This is a genomic window from Mesorhizobium sp. M2D.F.Ca.ET.226.01.1.1, from assembly GCF_004022705.2.
In the GTDB taxonomy this organism is placed as follows: domain Bacteria; phylum Pseudomonadota; class Alphaproteobacteria; order Rhizobiales; family Rhizobiaceae; genus Mesorhizobium.
This window is the reverse complement of record NZ_RZOY02000007.1, coordinates 345824-365943: the sequence shown is the minus strand read 5'-3', so window position 1 is coordinate 365943 and position 20120 is coordinate 345824. Positions and strand designations below refer to the sequence as shown.

23 protein-coding genes are annotated in these 20120 nt (G+C 64.9%); 14 read left to right on the top strand and 9 right to left on the bottom strand.

The window, feature by feature from the left end; translation table 11 throughout:
* Positions 1-2 precede the first annotated feature (2 nt).
* Both EN869_RS18915 and EN869_RS18910 read left to right on the top strand, forming a co-directional pair.
* The gene (locus tag EN869_RS18915; RefSeq protein WP_127226924.1) at positions 3-1013 is read left to right on the top strand and encodes a sterol desaturase family protein; all 1011 of its coding nucleotides are present in this window, start codon (positions 3-5) and stop codon (positions 1011-1013) included.
* Between the two features lie 129 nt (positions 1014-1142).
* Positions 1143-1457 (top strand): MocE family 2Fe-2S type ferredoxin, encoded by a 315-nt coding sequence (locus tag EN869_RS18910; protein ID WP_127226925.1) that lies wholly within the window; start codon positions 1143-1145, stop codon positions 1455-1457.
* A gap of 42 nt (positions 1458-1499) precedes the next feature.
* On the opposite strand, the gene EN869_RS18905 is transcribed toward EN869_RS18910, so the two are convergent.
* Positions 1500-1799 (bottom strand): hypothetical protein, encoded by a 300-nt coding sequence (locus EN869_RS18905; protein ID WP_127226926.1) that lies wholly within the window; start codon positions 1797-1799, stop codon positions 1500-1502.
* A gap of 170 nt (positions 1800-1969) precedes the next feature.
* Here EN869_RS18905 and EN869_RS18900 point away from each other — a divergent pair, with 170 nt between their 5' ends.
* The 5 genes from EN869_RS18900 (at position 1970) to EN869_RS18880 (ending at position 6608) form a co-directional block, all read left to right on the top strand.
* Positions 1970-2845, top strand: coding sequence for a VOC family protein (locus tag EN869_RS18900; protein WP_245489320.1), 876 nt, complete (start codon positions 1970-1972; stop codon positions 2843-2845).
* A gap of 46 nt (positions 2846-2891) precedes the next feature.
* Positions 2892-3485 carry a sulfotransferase family protein gene (locus EN869_RS18895; RefSeq protein WP_245489321.1) on the top strand — a complete coding sequence of 198 codons (594 nt, stop codon included), beginning with the start codon at positions 2892-2894 and terminating at the stop codon, positions 3483-3485.
* Between the two features lie 163 nt (positions 3486-3648).
* Positions 3649-4560 (top strand): RNA polymerase sigma factor, encoded by a 912-nt coding sequence (locus EN869_RS18890; RefSeq protein WP_167498508.1) that lies wholly within the window; start codon positions 3649-3651, stop codon positions 4558-4560.
* Between the two features lie 110 nt (positions 4561-4670).
* Positions 4671-5120 (top strand): carboxymuconolactone decarboxylase family protein, encoded by a 450-nt coding sequence (locus tag EN869_RS18885; RefSeq protein ID WP_127226930.1) that lies wholly within the window; start codon positions 4671-4673, stop codon positions 5118-5120.
* 102 nt (positions 5121-5222) lie between these two features.
* Positions 5223-6608, top strand: coding sequence for an amidase family protein (locus tag EN869_RS18880; protein WP_127226931.1), 1386 nt, complete (start codon positions 5223-5225; stop codon positions 6606-6608).
* Positions 6609-6659: 51 nt separating this feature from the next.
* Here EN869_RS18880 and EN869_RS18875 read toward each other — a convergent pair whose 3' ends face one another.
* Both EN869_RS18875 and EN869_RS18870 read right to left on the bottom strand, forming a co-directional pair.
* A complete protein-coding gene (locus EN869_RS18875; protein ID WP_127226932.1) occupies positions 6660-7445 on the bottom strand; it encodes a DUF2270 domain-containing protein in 786 nt (261 codons plus the stop codon).
* A 120-nt stretch (positions 7446-7565) separates the two neighbouring features.
* Entirely contained in the window at positions 7566-7772 is a 207-nt protein-coding gene (locus tag EN869_RS18870) for a hypothetical protein (protein WP_127226933.1), read from the bottom strand.
* Positions 7773-8177: 405 nt separating this feature from the next.
* Between EN869_RS18870 and EN869_RS18865 the strand changes: the two genes are divergently transcribed.
* From EN869_RS18865 to EN869_RS18855, 3 genes are all read left to right on the top strand, one after another.
* Positions 8178-10409 carry a cation:proton antiporter gene (locus EN869_RS18865; RefSeq protein WP_245489322.1) on the top strand — a complete coding sequence of 744 codons (2232 nt, stop codon included), beginning with the start codon at positions 8178-8180 and terminating at the stop codon, positions 10407-10409.
* Positions 10410-10473: 64 nt separating this feature from the next.
* Complete coding sequence (locus EN869_RS18860; protein ID WP_127226934.1) at positions 10474-11037, top strand: GNAT family N-acetyltransferase; 564 nt, start codon at positions 10474-10476, stop codon at positions 11035-11037.
* A gap of 62 nt (positions 11038-11099) precedes the next feature.
* A complete protein-coding gene (locus EN869_RS18855; RefSeq protein WP_127226935.1) occupies positions 11100-11396 on the top strand; it encodes a DUF1330 domain-containing protein in 297 nt (98 codons plus the stop codon).
* A gap of 25 nt (positions 11397-11421) precedes the next feature.
* On the opposite strand, the gene EN869_RS18850 is transcribed toward EN869_RS18855, so the two are convergent.
* Both EN869_RS18850 and EN869_RS18845 read right to left on the bottom strand, forming a co-directional pair.
* A complete protein-coding gene (locus EN869_RS18850) occupies positions 11422-12057 on the bottom strand; it encodes an ankyrin repeat domain-containing protein (RefSeq protein WP_127226936.1) in 636 nt (211 codons plus the stop codon).
* A 162-nt stretch (positions 12058-12219) separates the two neighbouring features.
* On the bottom strand, positions 12220-13428 hold the full coding sequence (locus EN869_RS18845; RefSeq protein WP_127226937.1) for an MFS transporter: 1209 nt from the start codon (positions 13426-13428) through the stop codon (positions 12220-12222).
* A gap of 274 nt (positions 13429-13702) precedes the next feature.
* On the opposite strand from EN869_RS18845, the gene EN869_RS18840 reads away from it, so the two are divergent.
* The gene (locus tag EN869_RS18840) at positions 13703-14125 is read left to right on the top strand and encodes a VOC family protein (protein ID WP_127226938.1); all 423 of its coding nucleotides are present in this window, start codon (positions 13703-13705) and stop codon (positions 14123-14125) included.
* Between the two features lie 11 nt (positions 14126-14136).
* Here EN869_RS18840 and EN869_RS18835 read toward each other — a convergent pair whose 3' ends face one another.
* The 3 genes from EN869_RS18835 to EN869_RS18825 all read right to left on the bottom strand — a co-directional run bounded on the left by EN869_RS18835 (position 14137) and on the right by EN869_RS18825 (position 16417).
* Positions 14137-15657: a winged helix-turn-helix domain-containing protein gene (locus EN869_RS18835; protein ID WP_167506918.1), complete on the bottom strand. Its 1521-nt coding sequence runs from the start codon at positions 15655-15657 to the stop codon at positions 14137-14139.
* Positions 15658-15720: 63 nt separating this feature from the next.
* Complete coding sequence (locus EN869_RS18830; protein ID WP_127226940.1) at positions 15721-15951, bottom strand: hypothetical protein; 231 nt, start codon at positions 15949-15951, stop codon at positions 15721-15723.
* Positions 15952-16162: 211 nt separating this feature from the next.
* The gene (locus EN869_RS18825; protein WP_127226941.1) at positions 16163-16417 is read right to left on the bottom strand and encodes a hypothetical protein; all 255 of its coding nucleotides are present in this window, start codon (positions 16415-16417) and stop codon (positions 16163-16165) included.
* Positions 16418-16581: 164 nt separating this feature from the next.
* On the opposite strand from EN869_RS18825, the gene EN869_RS18820 reads away from it, so the two are divergent.
* Positions 16582-18003, top strand: coding sequence for a LuxR C-terminal-related transcriptional regulator (locus EN869_RS18820; protein ID WP_127226942.1), 1422 nt, complete (start codon positions 16582-16584; stop codon positions 18001-18003).
* Positions 18004-18100: 97 nt separating this feature from the next.
* On the opposite strand, the gene EN869_RS18815 is transcribed toward EN869_RS18820, so the two are convergent.
* The gene (locus EN869_RS18815; RefSeq protein ID WP_127226943.1) at positions 18101-18694 is read right to left on the bottom strand and encodes a DUF922 domain-containing protein; all 594 of its coding nucleotides are present in this window, start codon (positions 18692-18694) and stop codon (positions 18101-18103) included.
* A 173-nt stretch (positions 18695-18867) separates the two neighbouring features.
* Between EN869_RS18815 and EN869_RS18810 the strand changes: the two genes are divergently transcribed.
* Both EN869_RS18810 and EN869_RS18805 read left to right on the top strand, forming a co-directional pair.
* Positions 18868-19101: a hypothetical protein gene (locus tag EN869_RS18810; protein ID WP_127226944.1), complete on the top strand. Its 234-nt coding sequence runs from the start codon at positions 18868-18870 to the stop codon at positions 19099-19101.
* A gap of 47 nt (positions 19102-19148) precedes the next feature.
* Complete coding sequence (locus EN869_RS18805) at positions 19149-20120, top strand: ankyrin repeat domain-containing protein (protein WP_245489323.1); 972 nt, start codon at positions 19149-19151, stop codon at positions 20118-20120.

Sequence of the window (20120 nt, the reverse complement as noted above, 5' to 3'; positions counted from 1 at the left end):
CCATGGACGACCTGCAATTCGGCACGCGCAACAAGCGGGGCGACTGGGCGCCCAACGAGCCGGCCGGCACCGCGCCGCTCTTCGTCTTTCCGCCGCGCCCGCTGGCGGTGCTGAAATGGCTGCCGCATTACTTCCTGCCCTACAATTTGCTGTTCGCGCTCACGGCCGTGGTCTGGTGGCGCTTCGCACTGCCCGACGTCGAGACGATGAAGACGCTCTCCGTAGGCTGGATCCTGCGGCTCTTCATCGTCAACTGCGCTGCGCTGCTGGTCTTCTTCGGCGCCTTCGAGCTTCGACTCTATATTTTGAAAGCCCAGGGCAACCGCTTCAAATACAACGGCAAATGGCCCTCGGAGCAGAAGAGCAAGGCATTCTTCTTCGAGAACCAGAACATGGACAACATGCTGCGCACCTTCGGCACCGGCATGCCGATCTGGACCGCCATCGAGGTGGCGATCCTTTATGCCTACGCCAACGGCTACGTGCCGTGGCTGACCTTCGCCGAGCACCCGGTCTATCTCTTCCTGCTGGCGCTGGTGGTGCCGGTCATCCACGAGACGCATTTTTTCCTGCTCCACCGCGCCATCCATTGGGGGCCGCTCTACAAATGGGTGCATTCGGTGCACCACAATTCGGTCAACCCGTCGCCCTGGTCGTCGCTGTCGATGCATCCCGTCGAGCAGCTCGGCTATCTCGGCGTCGCCTTCTGGCACCTGATCATCCCGTCGAACCCGCTGCTGGCGCTCTACCAGCTCCATTATGCCGGCTTCGGCGCCATTCCCGGCCATGTCGGCTTCGACAAGGTGGAACTGACCGAGGACAAGTCGGTCGATAGCCACGCCTATATCCACTACCTGCATCACAAATATTTCGAGGTGAATTACGGCGACGGCCTCATCCCGTTCGACCGTTGGTTCGGCACCTTCCACGACGGCAGCAAGGAAGCCGCGGCGCGCATGGATGCCCGCTACGAGAAGAAGAAGGCGCGCGCCAATGCCGCCGCCGCGAAGTGACGCCTGCACAGACAGCCACGCAGGACCTAGTTGCGCGTCCACTTAAGCGATCCCGCAAGGGCCGCAAAATCAGAGGCGGAGTGAGTCGGCGCTCCGGTGAGGCGACTTCGCAAAGCAAAGGAAAAGAAGATGACCAACTGGGTGAGAGCCTGCCGCCTCGACGACATCGAACAGGAAGGCGCGCGCCGCTTCGACCATGGCGGCAAGACTTACGCCATCTTCCGCTCGCCCGACGACGAGGTCTTCTGTACCGACGGGCTCTGCACGCATGAAGCGGTGCATATCGCCGACGGTCTCGTGATGGACTACGAGGTCGAATGCCCGAAACATGCCGGCGCCTTCGACTACCGAACCGGAGCCGCCAAGCGCCTGCCGCCATGTATCGATCTGCGTACCTATCCCGCGAGGGTCGAAGCGGGGGAGGTGATCGTGGCGGTAGGGTGAAAAGCGGCCCCTTCTCCTACAAGCGAAAGGGAGATGCTGGCGCTAAATCCCTTCCCCATCGACCAGCGGCACGTCGTCCCCCTCCCAGGGGCTCGGCATCGAACGGCGTCCCGCGGTCGGCAGCGGCATCCAGCATCTGAGCTCCGGCTCGGCATATTCGACGACGCGGCCGGGCGAGGAGTCCGAGGCCCGCCAGCCTTCCTCGCCGAACTGGTCGGCGCGCGACCAGTAGGCCATGTCGACCTCCGCCGGTCCCTGCTCGGAGGAGCGTACCGTCACCAGGATGCGGCTGCCGTCCCGTGGCGCGCTCGCCATGTTGCGCCACTGTTCGGTCTCGTCCATGTGAATTCCTCCTGCTGAACCAATTCCAGAAAAACCGGCCGTCGCGATAGTCGCCGCCCGCCGGGGAGGGGTCAACCCGAACTTGGGGCGCGACAGGAATTTCATTCACGGCTAATATGCCGTCGGCCGCAATCGGACAGACGACGATGGACGAAGGATTGCTGTCTCCGATGACTCGTCTCGGGCCGGTCCATCTGAGGGTAACCGATGTGCCGGCGGCCTTGAATGTCTGGTGCGACACGCTTGGGTTGGCACCGCTTGGCGAGGACGTAGCCCAGGCGGAGCTTGGCGTCGGCGGCCGGACGCTGATCGTGCTCCATGCCGGCGCCCAATTGCCGCTGCCGCAGAAGTCGCGCGATCTCTTCCACGTCGCCATCCACGTTACCAGCCGCCGCGATCTCGCCCACACGGCAGCCCGCCTCAAGGCATCGGGCCTGCGATACAGCGCGCAGGATCACCTGGTTTCGGAATCGCTCTATGTCTCCGATCCATCCGGCAACGGTATAGAAATTTGCTTCGACACGCCGGAGCGCTTCTTGCGCCGCGAAGTGTCGCCCGACGGCCGCGTGGCTCTGATTGCCATCGACGGCAGCGCGCATTCCGGGCTCGAGCCGCTGGATGTGCAGGGCCTAGTGCGCGATGTCGGCAATTCCGGCCATGTCGAGCAGAGAATGGCGCAGGACGCCTTCATCGGCCACATCCATATGCGCGCCCGCGCACCGGAGATGCTGATGAAATTCTATCTCGGCGTACTCGGCTTCCGGCCGCATATCCAGTCCAGGACCTTCGGCATGTTCGACTGCGGCACCGAACGCCGCCCGCATATGGTGGCCTTCAACATCTGGGCGCGCGACGAATTGCGCGAGCCGCCGCCGGATGCCGCCGGCCTCGACCATTTCACCGTCGAACTTGGCTCCGCGCAGGAGCTTGCCGCCGTGGAGCGCAGGCTCGAAGCGGCCGATGTGCCCGAGAAAAGGGACGGCAGTGTGATCTCGACCGCCGATCCGGAGGGCAATCGCTTGCGGCTCGTGGTCCAGGGAGGTTGACGCGATCGCTCGACGAACGAGAGACGGAGGAGAGGAAATGTCGCTGATGGTGATTGGAACCGGTTTCGGCCGGACCGGCACGGATTCGATGCGCGAGGCGCTGACCATGCTCGGCTTCGGCCCTTGCCATCATATGTCGGAGGTGATGGCGCATGCCGGGCAAAGGCGGCTGTGGCGGGCGCTGGCCAGGGGTGCGGCGCCAGACTGGGACCAACTCTTCGCGGGATACAAATCCTGCGTCGACTGGCCCTCGGCGTTCCATTGGCGCGAGCTGATCGAAGCCTATCCGCAGGCGCGCGTCATCCTCACCTGGCGCTCGCCCGAAAGCTGGTGGGAGAGTTTCGAAAAGACGATCCTGCCGGCGATCGTCGCCAGCACCGACCAGGAGTCGCTCGGCATCGCGCTCGTCTCGAAGCAGGTTTTCGGTGGTCGCCCGCAGGATCGCGCTCATGCGATCGCGGTTTACCGGGACAATGTCGAGGCAGTGCTGAATACCGTGCCGGCGGAGCGTCTCCTTGTGCACAAGCTCGGCGACGGCTGGGCGCCGCTTTGCGCCCATCTTGGCGTACCCGTGCCGGACGAGCCCTATCCCGCCCGCAACACCACTCAGGCGTTCCGGACGGCGCTGTCGTTGAATTAGGCGAGCTCAATCGATGGACGCAGGCATCCGAACTTTCCGGCCCCTCATCGCATCCTGTCCTTCGTGATACGATCAGGGCAGGGGATCGGGGAGGGCAGGGGATTGGGCTATGGGACAAGTCGGTTTTGATCAAGGGCGAGGCCAGCCTGACGCGGCTCTGGTCATGGCGGCGCGCTTTGGCGAGGCGCATGGTTTCGGCGTTTTGTTCGAGCGCTATCGCCCGCAACTTCATGCCATCGCCCTGTCCATGCTGGGTTACACTGGCGATGCCGAGGACGCGGTCCACGACACGTTCCTTACCGCGCTTGCCCGGCTGGACGGCCTGCGCGATCCAGCCGCCGTCGGCGGCTGGCTGCATTCGATCTTGAGAAATCACTGCCTGATGGCGCTGCGCCGTCGCCGTCCCCGTGCCGGGCCGGCCGAAACCGAGCGTGCCTTGCGCGAGCTCGCCGACGAGGAACGCATCGAGAGCCGCATCGAAAGCCGCGACCTGCGCGACTGGGTATGGGCGGCGCTGGCGCATTTGCCGGAAATGCAGCGCGCGACGGTGATGCTGCGCTATTTCGGCAGTTCGCCGGGCTATGAGCAGATTGCCGCCATTCTGGGCGTGCCGGTGGGCACGGTGCGCAGCCGGCTGTCCGACGCCAAGCTCAGGCTTTCGGAATTGCTGTTGGCATCGGCCGGCCTGCCCGACAGGGAACATCAGAAGCTTGTGTCGGAGCGCCTGGCTTTCTACACCGAGGAATACCGCTTGCTGCAGCATGGCGGCAAGGAGCGTGTGCTTACCCACTATGCCAAGGACCTCGACATCGCCTTCGCGGGCGGGCCGCGCGGCATCGGGCGGCATCTCTTCGGCGAGGCCATTGACGAGGACGTCGGCGCCGGCGTTCGCCACGAGCCGGTGCGGGCGCTGGCCAGCGCCAATGTTACCGTGCTTGAGGGGGATTTCGTCAATCCGCCCGAGAATCCTTTCCATTGCCCGCCGAGCTTCGCCGTCGTCCTGGTCCATGGCGAGCGCCAGGTGCGCGTGATGCGCGTCCACACCTCAGAACGGCCACCGCGCCTCGAGGAATGACATCTTCGTGAAGTCTGGCAGCGCGGCGAACTTTTCGATGCGCCAGATCATCCTTTTTTGGGTCACGCGGCCGGTTGCCGGCGCGTCAACCACAGCAAGGAGGTATCCCGATGTCTGCCTTTTTCGCAGTCAGATTGAGCCGCGCCGTCGTTCTCGGCTCGCTTGCGATGCTCGCCACCCCGGTGCTCGCTCACGCCGATGATTACGACGCCACCCTCAAGGACATCCAGTCGACGATGGGCGGCGTGCCGAGTTTCGTGAAGCAATTCCCGAAAGCCGGTCTGCCCGGCGCATGGGCCGAGGTCAAGGCCATCGAGCTCAGCGACAAGACGGCGCTGCCGCCGAAGGTGAAGTCGCTGATCTCGCTGGCGGTCGCGGCTCAGATTCCCTGCACCTACTGCATCTGGTCCGACACCCAGGACGCTAAGCGCGCCGGCGCCACCGACGAGGAGATCCAGGAGGCCGTCGCCATGGCGGCGCTGACGCGTCACTGGAGCACCATCTTCAACGGCATGCAGGTCGACTTCGAGACCTTCAAGAAGGAGATGGGCGGGCAGTAGGGCAGTAAGGGAGTAAGGCAGTAGGGAAAATCCGCTGACGACCAATCCCTATTGCCTTACTGCCCTCTTGCCTTACTCCCCTCAAAACAGGGAGGAAACGCAATGGTCGCCACACTTGCCACCGACATCACCTTCCTCACCGTGACCCAACTGGCGGCGGCGATCCGCGAGCGGCGGGTCAGCGCGGCCGAAGCGATGGAGGCGCAACTGGAGCGGATCGCTGCCGTCAATCCGCTCCTCAATGCCATCATCACTCTTGACGCGAATGCCGCGCGTGATAGGGCCAAGGCGGCGGACCGAGCCATTGCGCGCGGCGAAGCGGTCGGGCCGCTGCACGGCGTGCCGGTAACACTGAAGGACGGTCACGCCACGGCTGGCATGCGCACCACGATCGGGCTGACGGCCTGGGCCGGCTACATTCCGACCGCCGACAGCACCGTCGCGGCCAGGCTGCGCAAGGCCGGCGCGATTATCATAGGCAAGACCAACGTGCCGCCGCGGCTGCGTGACCTGCAGACCTTCAACCCGATCTTTGGCCGCACCAGCAATCCCTGGGACGTGACCCGCACGCCGGGCGGCTCAAGCGGTGGCGCAGCCGCGGCGGTTGCCGCCGGGCTCGCGCCGCTAGATATCGGCAGCGACGCCGGCGGCTCGATCCGCGTGCCGGCGCATCTATGCGGCGTCTATGGCTTCAAGCCGACGCAATCCTCGGTGCCCACCACCGGCAGCTATGCCGATCCACCCGACATGCCGCGCAGCTTCCGATTGCTGTTCGACATTGGGCCGCTGGCGCGCTGCGTCGACGACCTTATCCTCGCCCACCGCGTCATCGCCGGCGCCGACGGCCTCGACACCGAAGTGCCGCCCGTGGCGACGGACGAAGAGCCGGAACCGCGGCTCGACCGGCTGCGCGTCGCCTTCGCGCCGGAATTCCCCGGCGTGCCGACCGCTCGCGCTATTGCCGAGGCGATTGCCGGCTTTGCCCGCGCGATCGACATAGGTGGCGCGCGGGTCGGTCAGGTTCTGCCGTCACACGATTTCGCCGCCGAGCGGGCGTTGTTTTCGGATTTCATCACCTGGTTTTCACAGGCCTTCCAGGCACCAGGGGAAAATTCTCCAACGCTGTCGGCCTATCTCGAGGCGCTCAATCAGCGCGACGAATTCATCTACGCGTGGGAGCGCTTCTTTGACGACTGGGACGTGCTGGTCTGTCCAGCGATGATGTGCACCGCCTTCCGTCACCAGGAAATGGGGATGCCGATTCCGGTCGACGGTGTCGAGACGTCCTATTGGAGCGCGCTCAGCCACGCCTGCCGCTTCAATCTGACGGGTCATCCGGCCGTGGTCATCCCGATCGGTGTCGATCGCGAAGGCCTGCCGATTGGCGTCCAACTCGTCGGCCGCCGCCATTCGGACATGAAGCTGCTCGCCGCCGCAAAGGCTCTGGCGCGGCTGACCGACGGATTTGTCAGGCCGCCGGGATTGTGATCGCGCCGCGCCTCGCATCAAGCATGGTAAGACGGCTCGTCGGGCGGCCAATCACACATGCACGTCGCCGAAGGAAAGCTCGGCGTCCTCGTCGCGGATAAAGAATGATGCGGCCAGCATCGCGAGATAGAAAACCGCGACCCCGCACACCACCGCCACGCCCGGGATCGGCCCGAGCGTCGCCACCCGGAACGTGTCGAGCAGCGAGGCGCTGAAGCCGATCGAGGCTCCCTCGCGCGCCAGGCTGGGCGTCGTGATCTTCAACACCCAGGCGAGCATCAGGATCGTATACATGAAGATGTAATTGCGGCGCAGCCGCCTGATGAGCGCCGAGCGCTGCGAGATCAGGAAGCGTGGCGAGCGCAGGCCTTCACCGAGGATGGCGAGCCAGTTGGAGGCGAAGTCCGGCTGCGGCGAGAAGATCTGTGCGAAGTAGTATCGCTCGAACTGCCGTACCCTGGTCCTGTAGACGTCGAAGAAGCGGTAGCGCCGCGCCTCGATCCACAACAAGAGTGTGATCAAAAGCATCGCGAAGAGCAGCACGCCGTGATGGGCGGAGGGGGTCGACAGCGACACCGACAGCATCGCCGCCACCACGGTAATCGCCCAGTTGCTTGTGCGGTCGAGCCGGTCGCGCCAGCCTGCCATGCGCGCGATCTCGGCGCGGTGGAAATGCGACAGCGTCGAGGTGAATTCGGGAGAGCTGAGCTTCAGCGCCAGCGTGTCGGACGCCCGCGGCGGCGCTGCCTTTTCGGTTGATGTTGCCGGCGCGTTCGCCTCGATGGATTTCGGGGCCCTGGCCGCGTCGGTGTGTTCTGCGGCCTTCGTCTGGGACATCGTGCCATGCGCCTCCCGCCGCCATGGCCGGCCGCTCCCCATTCACGAACAGGCCGGCCACACCCATATATCACAACGTGCGGCCGGCCCAAAATGTTCCCGCCTTTTCAGGCGGATAAGTCAGGATGCAAGCGGTGGCAGACCGCCATTGACGCGCTGCGGAAAGGGCAGCACGTCGGCAATCGGCCGGGCATGCTGGGCCGCCGCCACCGCCTCGATCACGAGGTCGAGCGCCGCAAGCGCCGCGCGGCTCGTTTCATCGTCGCCACGCAGGTAATGGCACGCCCGGTCGAGGTGCAGGTGGGCGGCGGCATAGTCGCTTTTCATTAGCTTCTCCTTATTGCCCGCCTCGCGGCCAACATCGTCGAGTCGCTTTACCGGGAAGAAAAGATCGGCGGTGGTATTTGATTAGAATTGTAGGGGTGTTTCCTCGCCCCCGCAATGCGGGGCAGAGGTGTCCGCGAAGCGGACGGAGAGGGGGCTTCGTAGGGCGGAAGTCTTCTTCTTCGAGACGCTTTCGCCAATCGGTTCGGCGCTCCCCTCTTCCGTCTCGGCTTCGCTGAGCCACCTCTCCCCATTTCATGGGAATCGGCGGCATGGGCCGGTGCAACCGATCCTCCCGCCAGACCGTTATGCCGAAGCGAGGAATGAGGGGGCATCTTGTCCAACATGCTCAATCGGCGCTGGCCGCCGTCGGTTTGGATTGCGCTTGCAGCGGTGGCGCTCGCTTTGATGCCCGCCGTAGCCTTCGCCGCCGAGAAGACCGGCATGTCCTCGGAAGGCGTTTTCGTCGCCGAGCTGATCCTGCTCCTGGTCGTCGGCCGCGGCATCGGCGAGGTGCTGGAGGCGCTGGGGCAGCCGGCGGTGATGGGGCAGCTGATCGGCGGCATCCTGCTCGGGCCTTCGCTGCTCGGCTGGGTCTGGCCGGCGGCCGAGCGCCTGATCTTCGCCGGCGATCCGTCGCAGAAATCGATGATCAACGCCATCGCCCAGCTGGGCGTCCTGATGCTGCTTCTGCTCACCGGCATGGAGACGGATCTGAGGCTCGTGCGCCGTGTCGGCCGCGCCTGCTTTTCCATCTCGGCGGCCGGCGTCGCCATGCCCTTCGCGCTCGGTTTCATCGCCGCGCAGTTCATGCCCGACACGCTGCTTGCCGCCGGCGGCGAGCGCATCGTCGCCGGGCTGTTTCTCGGCACAGCGCTCTCCATCTCCTCGGTCAAGATCGTCGCCATGGTGGTGCGCGACATGAACTTCATGCGCCGCGACCTCGGCCAGATCATCGTCTCCTCGGCCATCATCGAGGACACGATCGGCTGGGTGGTCGTCGCCATCACCATCGGCATCGCCACCAAGGGGCGGATCGAGATTGCCAGCCTGGCCTTCACCATCGCCGGCGTCGCCCTCTTCATGGCGTTTTCCTTCACGGTGGGCCGCCGCATCGTCTTCGACGCCATCCGCTGGACCAACGACACCTTCCGCTCGGAATATGCGGTGGTCACCGTCATCCTCGCCATCATGGGGGTGATGGCCCTGATCACCGACCTGATCGGCGTGCATACCGTGCTCGGCGCTTTCGTCGCCGGCATATTGGTGGGTGAATCGCCGATCCTGTCGCGCCATATCGAAGGGCAGTTGCGCGGTGTCATCACGGCTCTTTTCATGCCGGTGTTCTTCGGCGTCGCCGGCCTGTCGGCCGATCTCACTGTGCTGGTCGATCCGCAACTGGCGCTGCTCACCGTCGCGCTGGTCGTCATTGCCAGCGTCGGCAAGTTCGGCGGTGCCTTCATCGGCGCCGAGGTGGCAGGCATGAGCCGCGCCGAAGGCATCGCTGTTGGCTGCGGCATGAACGCGCGTGGCTCGACCGAGGTGATCGTCGCGTCCATCGGCCTGTCGATGGGCGTGCTGTCGCACACCCTTTTCACCATGATCCTCACCATGGCCGTCGTCACCACGCTGGCCATGCCGCCGACATTGCGCTGGGCGCTGCGCCGCCTGCCGATCGGGGACAACGAGAAGAAGCGCCTGGAGCGCGAGGAGATCGACCAGCGCGGCTTCGTCGCCAATCTGGAGCGGCTTCTGGTGGTGGTCGACGAGGGCGTCGTCGGTCGCTTCGCCGCCTATCTCGCCGGCGTCATCGGCGCCGGCAAGCCGACGACGGTGCTGCATTCCAGCGGTGAGACCGATGCCGAGCCGACCGAGGGCCTGCATCTGGAGGAAATCGAGAAGGGCGCGGAGGACAGCCGCGAGGCAGCCAAGGAGGGCGACGAGGAGCCGGTGCGCGAAGCGCCGGTCACCCGCCGCCAGCATGAGGAGCTTTCGGCCGAGGCGGTCGCCAGGGAGGCGCGCAAGGGCTACGGCATGCTGCTTGTCGGCCTCGGCCGCGCCGTCACCGCCAAGGGCGGCTTCTCGCACCGGTTGAACGAAGTCGCCGGCGCCTTCGACGGGCCGCTTTGCCTGGTGCTGAAGCCGGCGAACGCCGGTCGGCAGATGCCGAAACTCGGTCCCGGATCGGGCAAGATACTGGTGCCGGTCAACGGCACGGCGGTTGCCCGCCGCGGCGCCGAGCTGGCGCTCGCAATAGCCGCCGTCACCGGCGCCCCGGTCAAGATGCTCTATGTCGCGCGCACCGGCCGCGAGGAGCCGCGGGACACCGTCTCGCATCGTCGCCGGGAAGCGGTGCTGAAGGACATCGTCACACTTGCCGACCGTTATGGGGTCGAGATCGAGACCGCTATCCGCTCAAGGGCCGCGGCCGCCGACGCCATCGCCCGCCAGGCCGGCCGCAACGTGTCCTTGATCGTCATGGGCGTGACCCGGCGCCAGGGCGAGGAATTGATCTTCGGCGAGACGACAACGGCCGTCCTGCGCCGCAGCCCATGCCCGGTGGTGCTGATCTCCGACGAGCGGGTACAACGCGATGAGAGCGAGCGCGAGGCCGTGCGCACGGGGGCGGGGACCGGGTGAAGGGAGAGCCCCTCGCTTCAAAGTGGGCCCGGATCGGTTATCTTTGCTGCGCAAGGAGACGCCGATGAGCTTCAGCACAAAACCTCTCGATACGACAACCTGGCCGGATTTCGCCGCGCTGGTCGAGCGGCACAATGGCGTCTGGGGCGGCTGCTGGTGCATGGCCTTCCACGCCAAGGGTACGGGCGCGGCGAGCAACCGCGACGCAAAGGAAGCACGGGTGCGCGAAGGTCGCACGCATGCCGCGCTCGTCTACGATGGTCCGGCCTGCGTCGGCTGGTGCCAGTTCGGGCCAACCGACGAATTGCCGAGCATCAAGCACCGGCGTGCTTACGAGGAAGGGCTGGCGGAGTTGCCCGACTGGCGCATTACCTGCTTCTTCATCGACAAGACGCGGCGTGGCGAAGGCGTTGCCGCCGCGGCGCTTGCCGGCGCGCTGGCCGAGATTGCTCGGCTCGGCGGCGGCGCGGTGGAGAGCTATCCCGAGGACACCGCAGGCCGCAAGGTCGCCGGCGCCTTCCTCCATAACGGCACGCTGGCGATGTTCGAGCGCCAAGGTTTCAGCCGCAACCGCCAGATCGGCAAGCACTGCTGGGTGGTTGAGAAGAGGGTGGCGGCCCAGGGCTGAAGCTAATATATGAGTAATTACTAATATGTAACGGGAACGGACGATAAAACGGGAGAGCGACGATGGCCGCCTATCTGATTGCCGATGTCGATATCACTGACATGGCCATGTTCGACGAGTACAGACGCGAAGTCCCGGCGACCGAGGCTCGCCATGGCGGGCACTATCTCGCGCGGGGCGGCGCAACGCGGGTGCTTGAAGGCGACTGGGAGCCGCACCGCCTGGTCATAGTCCAGTTTCCCGACAGGGCTGCGCTCACCGCGTGGTACAACTCGCCGGAGTATGAGAGGTTGAAACAAATCCGTTTCCGCTGCGCCCACACACGCATCATCGCCCTCGAAGGGGTGGCGCCCGGCTGACGGTCCGAGGGCTGACGGCTGCCGTTCACTTGCCTTCGAAAAACGCGTGGATTGCTGCGTCCAGTTTCTCGATGAGTTCGGCGTTGCGGGTGCTGCCGGCCCAGATCAGCGCGTTGAGCCGCATGTCTTTGTTGAGGAAGTTCACCTTCCTGGTCTCAAGCAGATACTGCGCAACCGCGAAGTGCCGTCCCTTGATGGCTTCGATGAGGGCGCTGTTTCGCCCTGTCTTGTCGGCCGCATTGACGTCCGCGCCATGCTCTACCAGCAGCCTGACGGCATCGAGATGCCCGTTCCTTGCCGCTTCGATCAAAGCCGTGCGGCCATAATAGTCGGCGCGCGCGTCGATATCGATCTGAGGATGTCGCACCAGCGCCTGGATGCAGTCGTAGTGACCCTTGGCCGCGGCCAGGCTCAAGGGCGTGCTCTTCCATTTGTTCCTGGAATTGACGTCGATAGCCGGCTGCGCGATCAAGGTTTCGAGCACCGCCATGTGGGCATTATGGGCGGCAAGATGCAACGCCGACCAGCCGCCTTCGTCGGTCTGGTTGATGTCCGCCCCCGCCGCGAGTTCGACCCGTACGGCCTCGGCGTCGCCTTTCTCGGCTGCGACCAGCAGGTCGGACCAGCCTCTGGCGTCGTCGGCTTCCAGGCCTGCGGCCACTGCGATGCCCTCCGGACCACGGATCGAGCCGGCATGGAGCCGGCAATTCAGATGCAGCGTCTTGCTTGGCTCAGAGTTCCACACTCGCCATCGTCCGGCAAATGGATTTTCGCGCGACGGGCCGGCGGCCCGTAGCTGGGACCGCCGGAATGTCGTCAGCGCCTACGCCATCTGCAGCTTGTGCCGGCTCGGCTGCGGCGGGAAGGCAATGGCGATGCCGGCCGCGCCCAGGCCGATCAGCGCCGAGCCGATGAACAGCCAGTGATAGCTGGCGGTGGCGTCATAGATCATGCCGCCGGCAAGCGGCCCGAGCGACATGCCGAGGCTGGAAAGCATCGTGGCCGCGCCAAGCACGGTGCCGATGATGCGCAGGCCGAAATATTCGCGCGCCAGCACCGCATAGAGCGGCATCACGCCGCCATAGGTGGCGCCGAAGATGACGGCCAGAAGGTAGAACTGCTCGAGCTGGCCGACCGCGAGGTAAGCGGCGATCACCAGTCCCTGGATGGCGAGTCCCGTGACCAGCACCGGCTTCACGCCCAGCCGGTCGGCGAGCACGCCGTAGAGCACGCGCCCGCCGAGGCCGGCCAGGCCCTCGACGCTGTAGATCGATACGGCCGCCATCGGCGCCACGCCGCAGGACATGGCATAGCTGACCATGTGGAAGATCGGGCCTGAATGCGCCGCGCAGCACGCAAAGAACGTCAAGCCCAGCACGATGAATTGCGGCGAGCGCAGCGCCTGGCCGACGCTCATGCCGGGATCGTCGGTGACGGGCGCCGGCGTGCCGTCGCTCGACGCGATCGCTGCCGGCGGCTGGCGCACCAGCAACACTGCGGGCAACAGCAGCACCCAGGCCATGACGCCGATGTCGAACATGGCGGTGCGCCAGTCGTAGGCCGAGATCAGCCAGCGCGCGAAGGGCGAGATGGTCATCGGTGCCACGCCCATGCCGGCCGAGACCAGCGACACGGCGAGGCTGCGGTTGGTGTCGAACCAGGCGGTGGTCAGCGCGATCATCGGCGCGAAGAAGGCGCTGGCGGCCAGCCCGACAATGATGCCGTAGCTGAGCTGAAAGACGATGAGCGATGTGGCGCGGCTCGCCACCACGAGCGAAAGGCCGAGCAGCACGGCGCCCGCAAGCACGACGGGCCGCGCGCCGACCCGGTCATAGATCGAGCCCCAGGCGAAGCCGCCGAGGCCCATCACCAGGAAGTTCAACGTCATGGCGCTGGAAATGCCGGTGCGCGACCAGTTGGTGTCGAGCGATATCGGTTCCAGAAAGATCGCCAGCGAGAACATGGCGCCGAGCGCCACGCAGGTCATCAGCGCGCCGGCCGCGACGATGACCCAACGATAGGAATGGTTCATGGTTATTCTCCCATGCCGTAAGGCATCCTGTTTGATGCGGCACGGTTTTTCCAGTTTCACCGTGCCGCTTGCGTCCGAAGGACGCCAGGCCGGGAACCGATCCTACAATCTGGTTGCATTTTTTATCCAGATTTTTTGGGCAACGACCGCCGATCGCCTGGAGGACGCTGTCCCGCCAGCGTCGCCAACTGTCAGCAGCCTGCAAAACCCTGCATTGACCGGGCTGGGGCCCTTCTAGATTGGGCCGCAGCAATCAGCAGGAGGCGTCGCCCCCATGGAACTCTATCGCGGCCGGCTCATCGACCATATCCAGCTCGTGGTGCGCGACCTTGCGGCCAGCCGGCGTTTCTACGGGGGGCGCCTGTTCAAGGTGCTGGGCATCCCGATCGGCGGCGAGGCGCGGGATTATTTCTGGGCCGACGAGCTGTTTGTCTCCAGCGCCGACAGCCGCGCGGCGCTCGGCGTGCTCACTGGCCGCCACCATCTCGCCTTCCAGGCCAAGGACCGCGCCATGGTCGACGCCTTTTACCAGGCGGGCCTTGCGGCCGGTGGCAAGGACAATGGGGCGCCGGGCGAGCGCCATTACCATCCCGGCTACTACGCCTGCTTCTTGCTCGACCCCGACGGCAACAACATCGAGGCGGTGTTCCATGGCGACGCCAGGCGAAGCGCCGCGGCGGTGGAGATCAGTTTCTAGCCCGGGCATGCCTAGATGGCTGTGTCCCAGCCGGCGAGTTCGAGCCCGCGACGGAGTCGTTCGCGGTCCTCTTCGCGTTCCATGCGCATGTCTTGGACGATCTGGGCGATGGTGAGGTCTGGCTCCAGGGCGCGACCTTCCATGACGCAGGCCAGCGCCTTCCCGTGGTCGCTGGCAAATGCGTGGCATGCGGCCAGCCGCGCCCATTGCCAGGCGCTCTTGCGGGGCAGACATGAGAAGGACGCGGCCGCTTCCTGATACCGCCCGAGCGCCAGCAGGGCTTCGCCTCTGTCGTAATAATACCAGGTCGGATGCATGGGATTGAGCTGGACGGCCTTGTCGAGCAGCGCCAGCCCAGCCTCGCCGTCGCCGCGCAGCGCCCGGAAGAAGCCGGTTTGGGCCAGCGTGTCGGCGTCATAGGGATTGAGATCGAGCGCTCGGGCGAAATGTTTTTCCGCGGCGTCGTATTCGTCGTGGCCTCGGTAGAGCAAGATTAGCGCCAGCATGCGGTGGCATCGCGCCTCGTCGGGGCTGAGCGCGATTGCGTGCAGCGCGCGGTCACGCGCCTGGTCGAGCACGGCGCGCGGCGAATCGGCGTAGCCGCCGATGATGACATCTGCAAGCGCCAGATAGGCGTTCGCCAGGCCAGAACGAGGATCGAGTTCGATCGCCTCGAGGAAATGCTCGCGCGCATCCTGGTTGACCCGTTCGCCATAGCTGCGCAGCAGCTCCTTCCCCCGCAGGAAATGCAGATAGGCTTCGACATTGGCGGCGGCCGCGGGCAGGCCGCGCCGCATCACCGCGCTTTCGATATTGGCGACCAGCGCCGTCACGATGCGTTGCGCCACCATCGTCTGGAACGCGAAGATCTCGCCTTTGGCGAAAGTGAAGGTCTGGCCCCAGACGCGTCGCCCGGACGCCGTCTCGGTAAGCACCACGCGTGCGCTGTATTCCGCTTCGGAAGTCACGACGCTGCCTTCGGCGACGTAGTCGGCTCCGAAGCGCTCGGCGGTCGTCCGGATGTCCTCGCGTGAATGCTCGGCCAAAGCGAAGGCCGAATGACGCGCCAGCACGGCGACGGTCTTGAAGTAGGAGAGCGCGTTGGTGATCTCCTCGACCGCGCCGTCGAACAATGCCTTGGCGGTGCCGTCGAGCGGATCGACCTGGAACGGCAAGATAGCCACCATCGGCTCCGCCCGGGCAGCAGGCATAGCGCCGACGGGTGCCGGTGCTGCCTCGATCTCCGGCTGGAATAGATAGCCCCGCCGCGGTACCGTGCGGATCAGCGCCTGCGCCTCGTCGCCGATCGATTTGCGCGCGTCGCGGATCGATTGGGTGAGCGAATCCTCGGTGACGATGATGCCCGGCCAGACTGCCTGCATCAGCTCGTCCTTGCTCAGCACCCGTCCCGGATTGCGCGTCAGGAAGGCGAGCAACTCCAGGGTTTTTGGCCGGATGGGCACAATCTCGCCGTCGCGCCGGAGCGTACCCCGGTCAAGATCGAGAACAGCGCCGCCAATCCGTAGCGCCAAGCCCTTGCCCCATCGACACGCCTGATTGCGCAGAATTCATTGGGAGGGCAAATCCCGGCAAGGTCAAGCCAGAAAGATGCTAAGCAAGCCAAGCCACGAACGGCGCTGCGCGGCGTTCGGCTCGACGCGTGTCTCGCCTGGCGCGGTCTCGTTGGGCGGCAGCAGGGAAAGCCAGGCCAGCATCTCGTTGGCCTCGCCGCAGCAGGGTCCCGCGATGCTCGCGGAAAGCATGCTCAGTGCTTCACCCCGCGACAGCGACATCGGTGCAAATGATGTGTCGGTCCCCGCATGCATGATCGACCTCCGTGGCTGGCGTCGGCGCCATGTGCCGCCCCATGAACGCCATCATCGTCCCGAGGGTGTCCGTTTGTCCTGAAACAATCCTGATTTTTCGCTGAATCCGTTCCGGCTAGAGCGTTTCACCGTTTCACGGAACGGCGAACCGCTCTATCTCCTTTTCCGCAATTCCGGACGGAAAACCGCTCACACTTCTCTTGGAATTGCTCTACCGGCGCCACAAGGGCTTGGCGAGCTCATCGCGCACCTGGTCCATCGTCAGGCCGATATCGCCGATGAGATGCGGTGTCTCGCGCGCCCTGATCGCAAGCTCGTGACGAAACCGCGCCCGCTCCTCCCATGCCGACAGCAGGTCGAACAGGCCGGGCCGGTGCTCGGCCAGGTTGGCGTCCGCCCGCGGCTCGCTGAGATCGAGCCGCACGGCGCCGTAGATTCCGGATATAGTGTCCAGCATCGTTTTCATGGTCGGCTCCCTTGTTTGAAGCGCTGCCCTGGTGAAGGCAGGGGGAGCCTGAACCTTCACGATCTGCCGAACCATCGGCCGCATGCAGTGTTTTGGGTCCTGCATTTGTAGTATTTTGATGGTTCTACGATTGAACGCATCTATGTCCGCTGGCAGGACAGGGCATGAACCGCATCATGACGAGCTCGGAGGCGTTGTCGGACCGCGAGCGCGCGGTGGCGGAGAGGTTCGCCGCCGGCATGACCTATCGCGAGATCGGCCAGGTCCTTTTCATAGCGCCGTCGACGGTGCGCACGCATTTGGCGGCGATCTATGAGAAGCTTGGCGTTAGCAATAAGGTCGCGCTTGCGCGGTGTATCAGCACCGTCGCCGACACGGCGCCCGCGACAGCCTTGCCCGACGCCTCGCCGGTGCTCGCCGTGTTTCCCATCGAATGTTTGAGCGGCGATGAAAGCTGGCGTCGGTTCGCCGAAGGTCTGTCGTCTGACATCACGATCGATCTCGCCCGCTATGCCGGAATTCCAGTCATTGCTTTCCACGCCATGAAGTCGCTGGGCAGCAAGCCCGCTGATTTCGCCGCCGACGGCAAGGCGTTGGGCGCCGCCTACCTCGTATCGGGGCAACTGCGCGCCGACGACACACGTGTACGCCTGACCGTGGAACTCGCGGATGCGGCTTCCGGCCTCAGGCTGTGGAGTGAGCGTTTCGAGCGTCCGGTCGAGAACTTGTTTGCGCTGCAGGACGGGCTGACCGACAGCGTTGTCAACGCGCTTGCCGGCTGTTTCGGCGCCATCGCCACGGCCGGCCGCAATGCCATCCGCCGCAAGCTGCCGGCCAGCCTGCGCGCCTACGACCTTTATCTGCTCGGCGTGGAACAACACAACAAGTTCAGCCGCGAAGGAAATGCGGAAGCCATCCGCCTGTTCACCCGCGCGCTTGAGCTCGACCCGACATTGGCCAAGGCCTGGCTCGAACTCGGCTATGCCTACTCGATCCAGTCCTGTAACGGGTTCGGCGGTGAACCAAAGGAGGCAGCCGAGAAATGGCGGATGGCAGTCGAGAATGCCCTGCAACTCGATCCGACAGACAGCGCGGTGCATGTTTGCCTTGGCGATGCCATGGGCTGCCTCGGAGATCTGGCGGCGGCTGAGCGGTGTTATCGTCGCGCCTTCGAATACGGCTCCAATCAGGCGGACACGCTGGCGCTGCTTGCAGGCAGCAGGGCGCTGGTCGCCGGCGATCCGGCGGAGGCGATCCCGCTGATGGAGCGCGCAATGCACCTCAACCCGCTCGCTCCGCCTTGGTATTTCGGCATGCAGGGTCGTATCCTGTTCGTGGCCGGCCGGTACCGGGAAGCCATCGCCGCGCTGCGCAGAAGCACGCCGGATTCCACCAACGTGCTGATGTTTCAAGCGCTCGCCCATGCGGCGGCCGGCGAGGAGGCCGAGGCGGCTGGCTTCGTCGCCAGGCTGAATGCCGATTTCCCGGATTTCTCGATCGAGGGTTTCATAACGGGCTATCCCGTCGTCAATCCGGACGCCGTTCGCGCGATCCGCGACGCGGCGAAGCTTGTGGCAATCCGTTAGAGCGTTTCACCGTTTCACGGAAACGGCGAAGCGCTCTAACCCTTTGTTTCTTGCACTTCCGGACGGAAAGCCGTCACACACTTTTCCCGGAATTGCCCTAACCCCCGCTCAGAAACGCCGCGATCAGCTTCAGCATCTTGCCGTCGTGGCCGAACTCTTTCGTGTCAAAGTCGCGGCTGCCCTGGCGCTGCGCCCTGGAGAGCTGGTCGAGATAGGCCGTCAGCTTCGCCCTGACCTTTTGGCAGCCGGGATCGTTCTCGCCGGTGAGGCCGGTGCTGAAGGCGACGATCTTGTCGACCATGTCGACGATGTCGGCGCCGTGCACTTTCTCATGCGCGATCAGCCCGGCGGCGAACCTGTCCCAGCGCGCCTGCAGGGCGGGGTCCAGCTTTCCGGCCGGCTTCGGCAGCGTGTAGGTGATGATAAGCTTCGGCCGCGCCGACTTCAGCACGCAGGCGCTGCCTTGCGGCTGGTAGTCGCGCTGCCAGGTCAGCTTGAAGAAAGTGTGCGCGATGACGCGCCGCCCGCTGCCGGCCGCGCCGACCACCGGACCCTTCTCGCCGATCGACAGATAGAGCTGCTCCGCGCTCTGGCCCGACACGGCATAGGTCTCGATCTTCTCGATGGGCTTCCAGTCTGCCCGGGCAGGAGAGGCAAGGAGCAAGGCGCAAAGCAGAATGGCGAATTTCATGAGGGACTCGATCAGTTCCGTCCGTGAGGTGCATAGCGGTTGTCTCGTGCGAGATCAAAGCGCGCGGGCAATCCGTCCTTCGCGGAAGGCGACTACGAGACGCCTCGCCGGAACCCGCTCCGCCCGTCATCCGTTTCCTTGGGCAATCATCCCAACCGATGGGGGAGGACAAGATGACCCGCAACGAGATCATTTCCGTGCTTGGACCGGTCGACGAGGCCGTCATCGCCGACATTGCGCTCACCGGCGCAAGCCTCGAGGAGTTGCGCGAGGCCTTCGCCTGGATCGGCGCCGACGAGGCGTTGGTGAATGAGGGGCACCCCATGCCTGGCACTCGCGTGGCGAAACTGATCGAGATCCTCGAACCGCCGGAGGACGAGCCCGAGGCGCCGCGCGCGGCGGACTAAGGCGCTAGCGTCGTCAAGGCAATATATTCATTAGTCATCGATAATATATGCTGGGAGCGAGCGCCTATCGGGTGTATCTTTCTTCCTATCGGCGGAGGGATGCCGAAATGCGGGGCTTATTCACAAGCTTCCTACTCTTGCTATGTGCCGTCACAACAGCGCATGGCGGTGCGCTCCACGACGCGGCCAAGAGTGGAGACCTCAAGGCAATAGCGGCCGCGCTCGATGCAGGCGCTGAGATAGAGGAGCAGGAGAAGGGAGCAACACCGCTGTTCCTGGCGGTGCGCGGCGGCCACGTCGAGGCGGCGGCGCTGCTGATCAAACGCGGTGCCGATGTCAACAAGGAGGCGAAGCTCGGCCGGCCGATGACCGTGGCCGTGCTGAAAAACGCCGCCGATATGATCCGGCTGCTGCTGGCGCATGGTGCCGACGCCAATGACAAGACGCGGGGCGAGCCAATGCTGATCCTCGCGGTCGCGAGTGGCTGCCTCGACTGCGTGAAGGTGCTGGTCGAGGCCGGCGCTGACGTAAACGCCATCTGGGTCCAGGGCGATCCCAATCAACGGCCGAGCATCATCACGGCCTACCATCTGGCAAAGCATGACGATCATGAGGACATCGCCGCCTACCTTTTGGAGCATGGCGTCGTCATCTTGAAGCCGGAGCCGATTTCCGCCCGGCTTGCGAAAGGCGATCCCATCAAAGGCGGGGCGTTCTTTGAAAGCACTTGCGCCCCGTGCCATGTCGTGCGGCCAAAGGAACTTCCTACCATCGGGCCGAACCTATGGAACGTCGTCGCGCGGGACAAGGCGTCGGCGAAGTTCGAGCGCTACTCCAAGACCCTGCTGGGCTGGGAGGGAAACTGGACCTACGAGGACTTGAACATCTTCCTGGCCGGTCCCACGCTGACGACGCCCGGCGTCAACATGGACTTTCGCGGCGTGCCTGATGAGGGCGACCGGTTGAACGTGATCGCCTATCTTAGAACACTCGCCGACACACCGGTACCACTGCCGTAG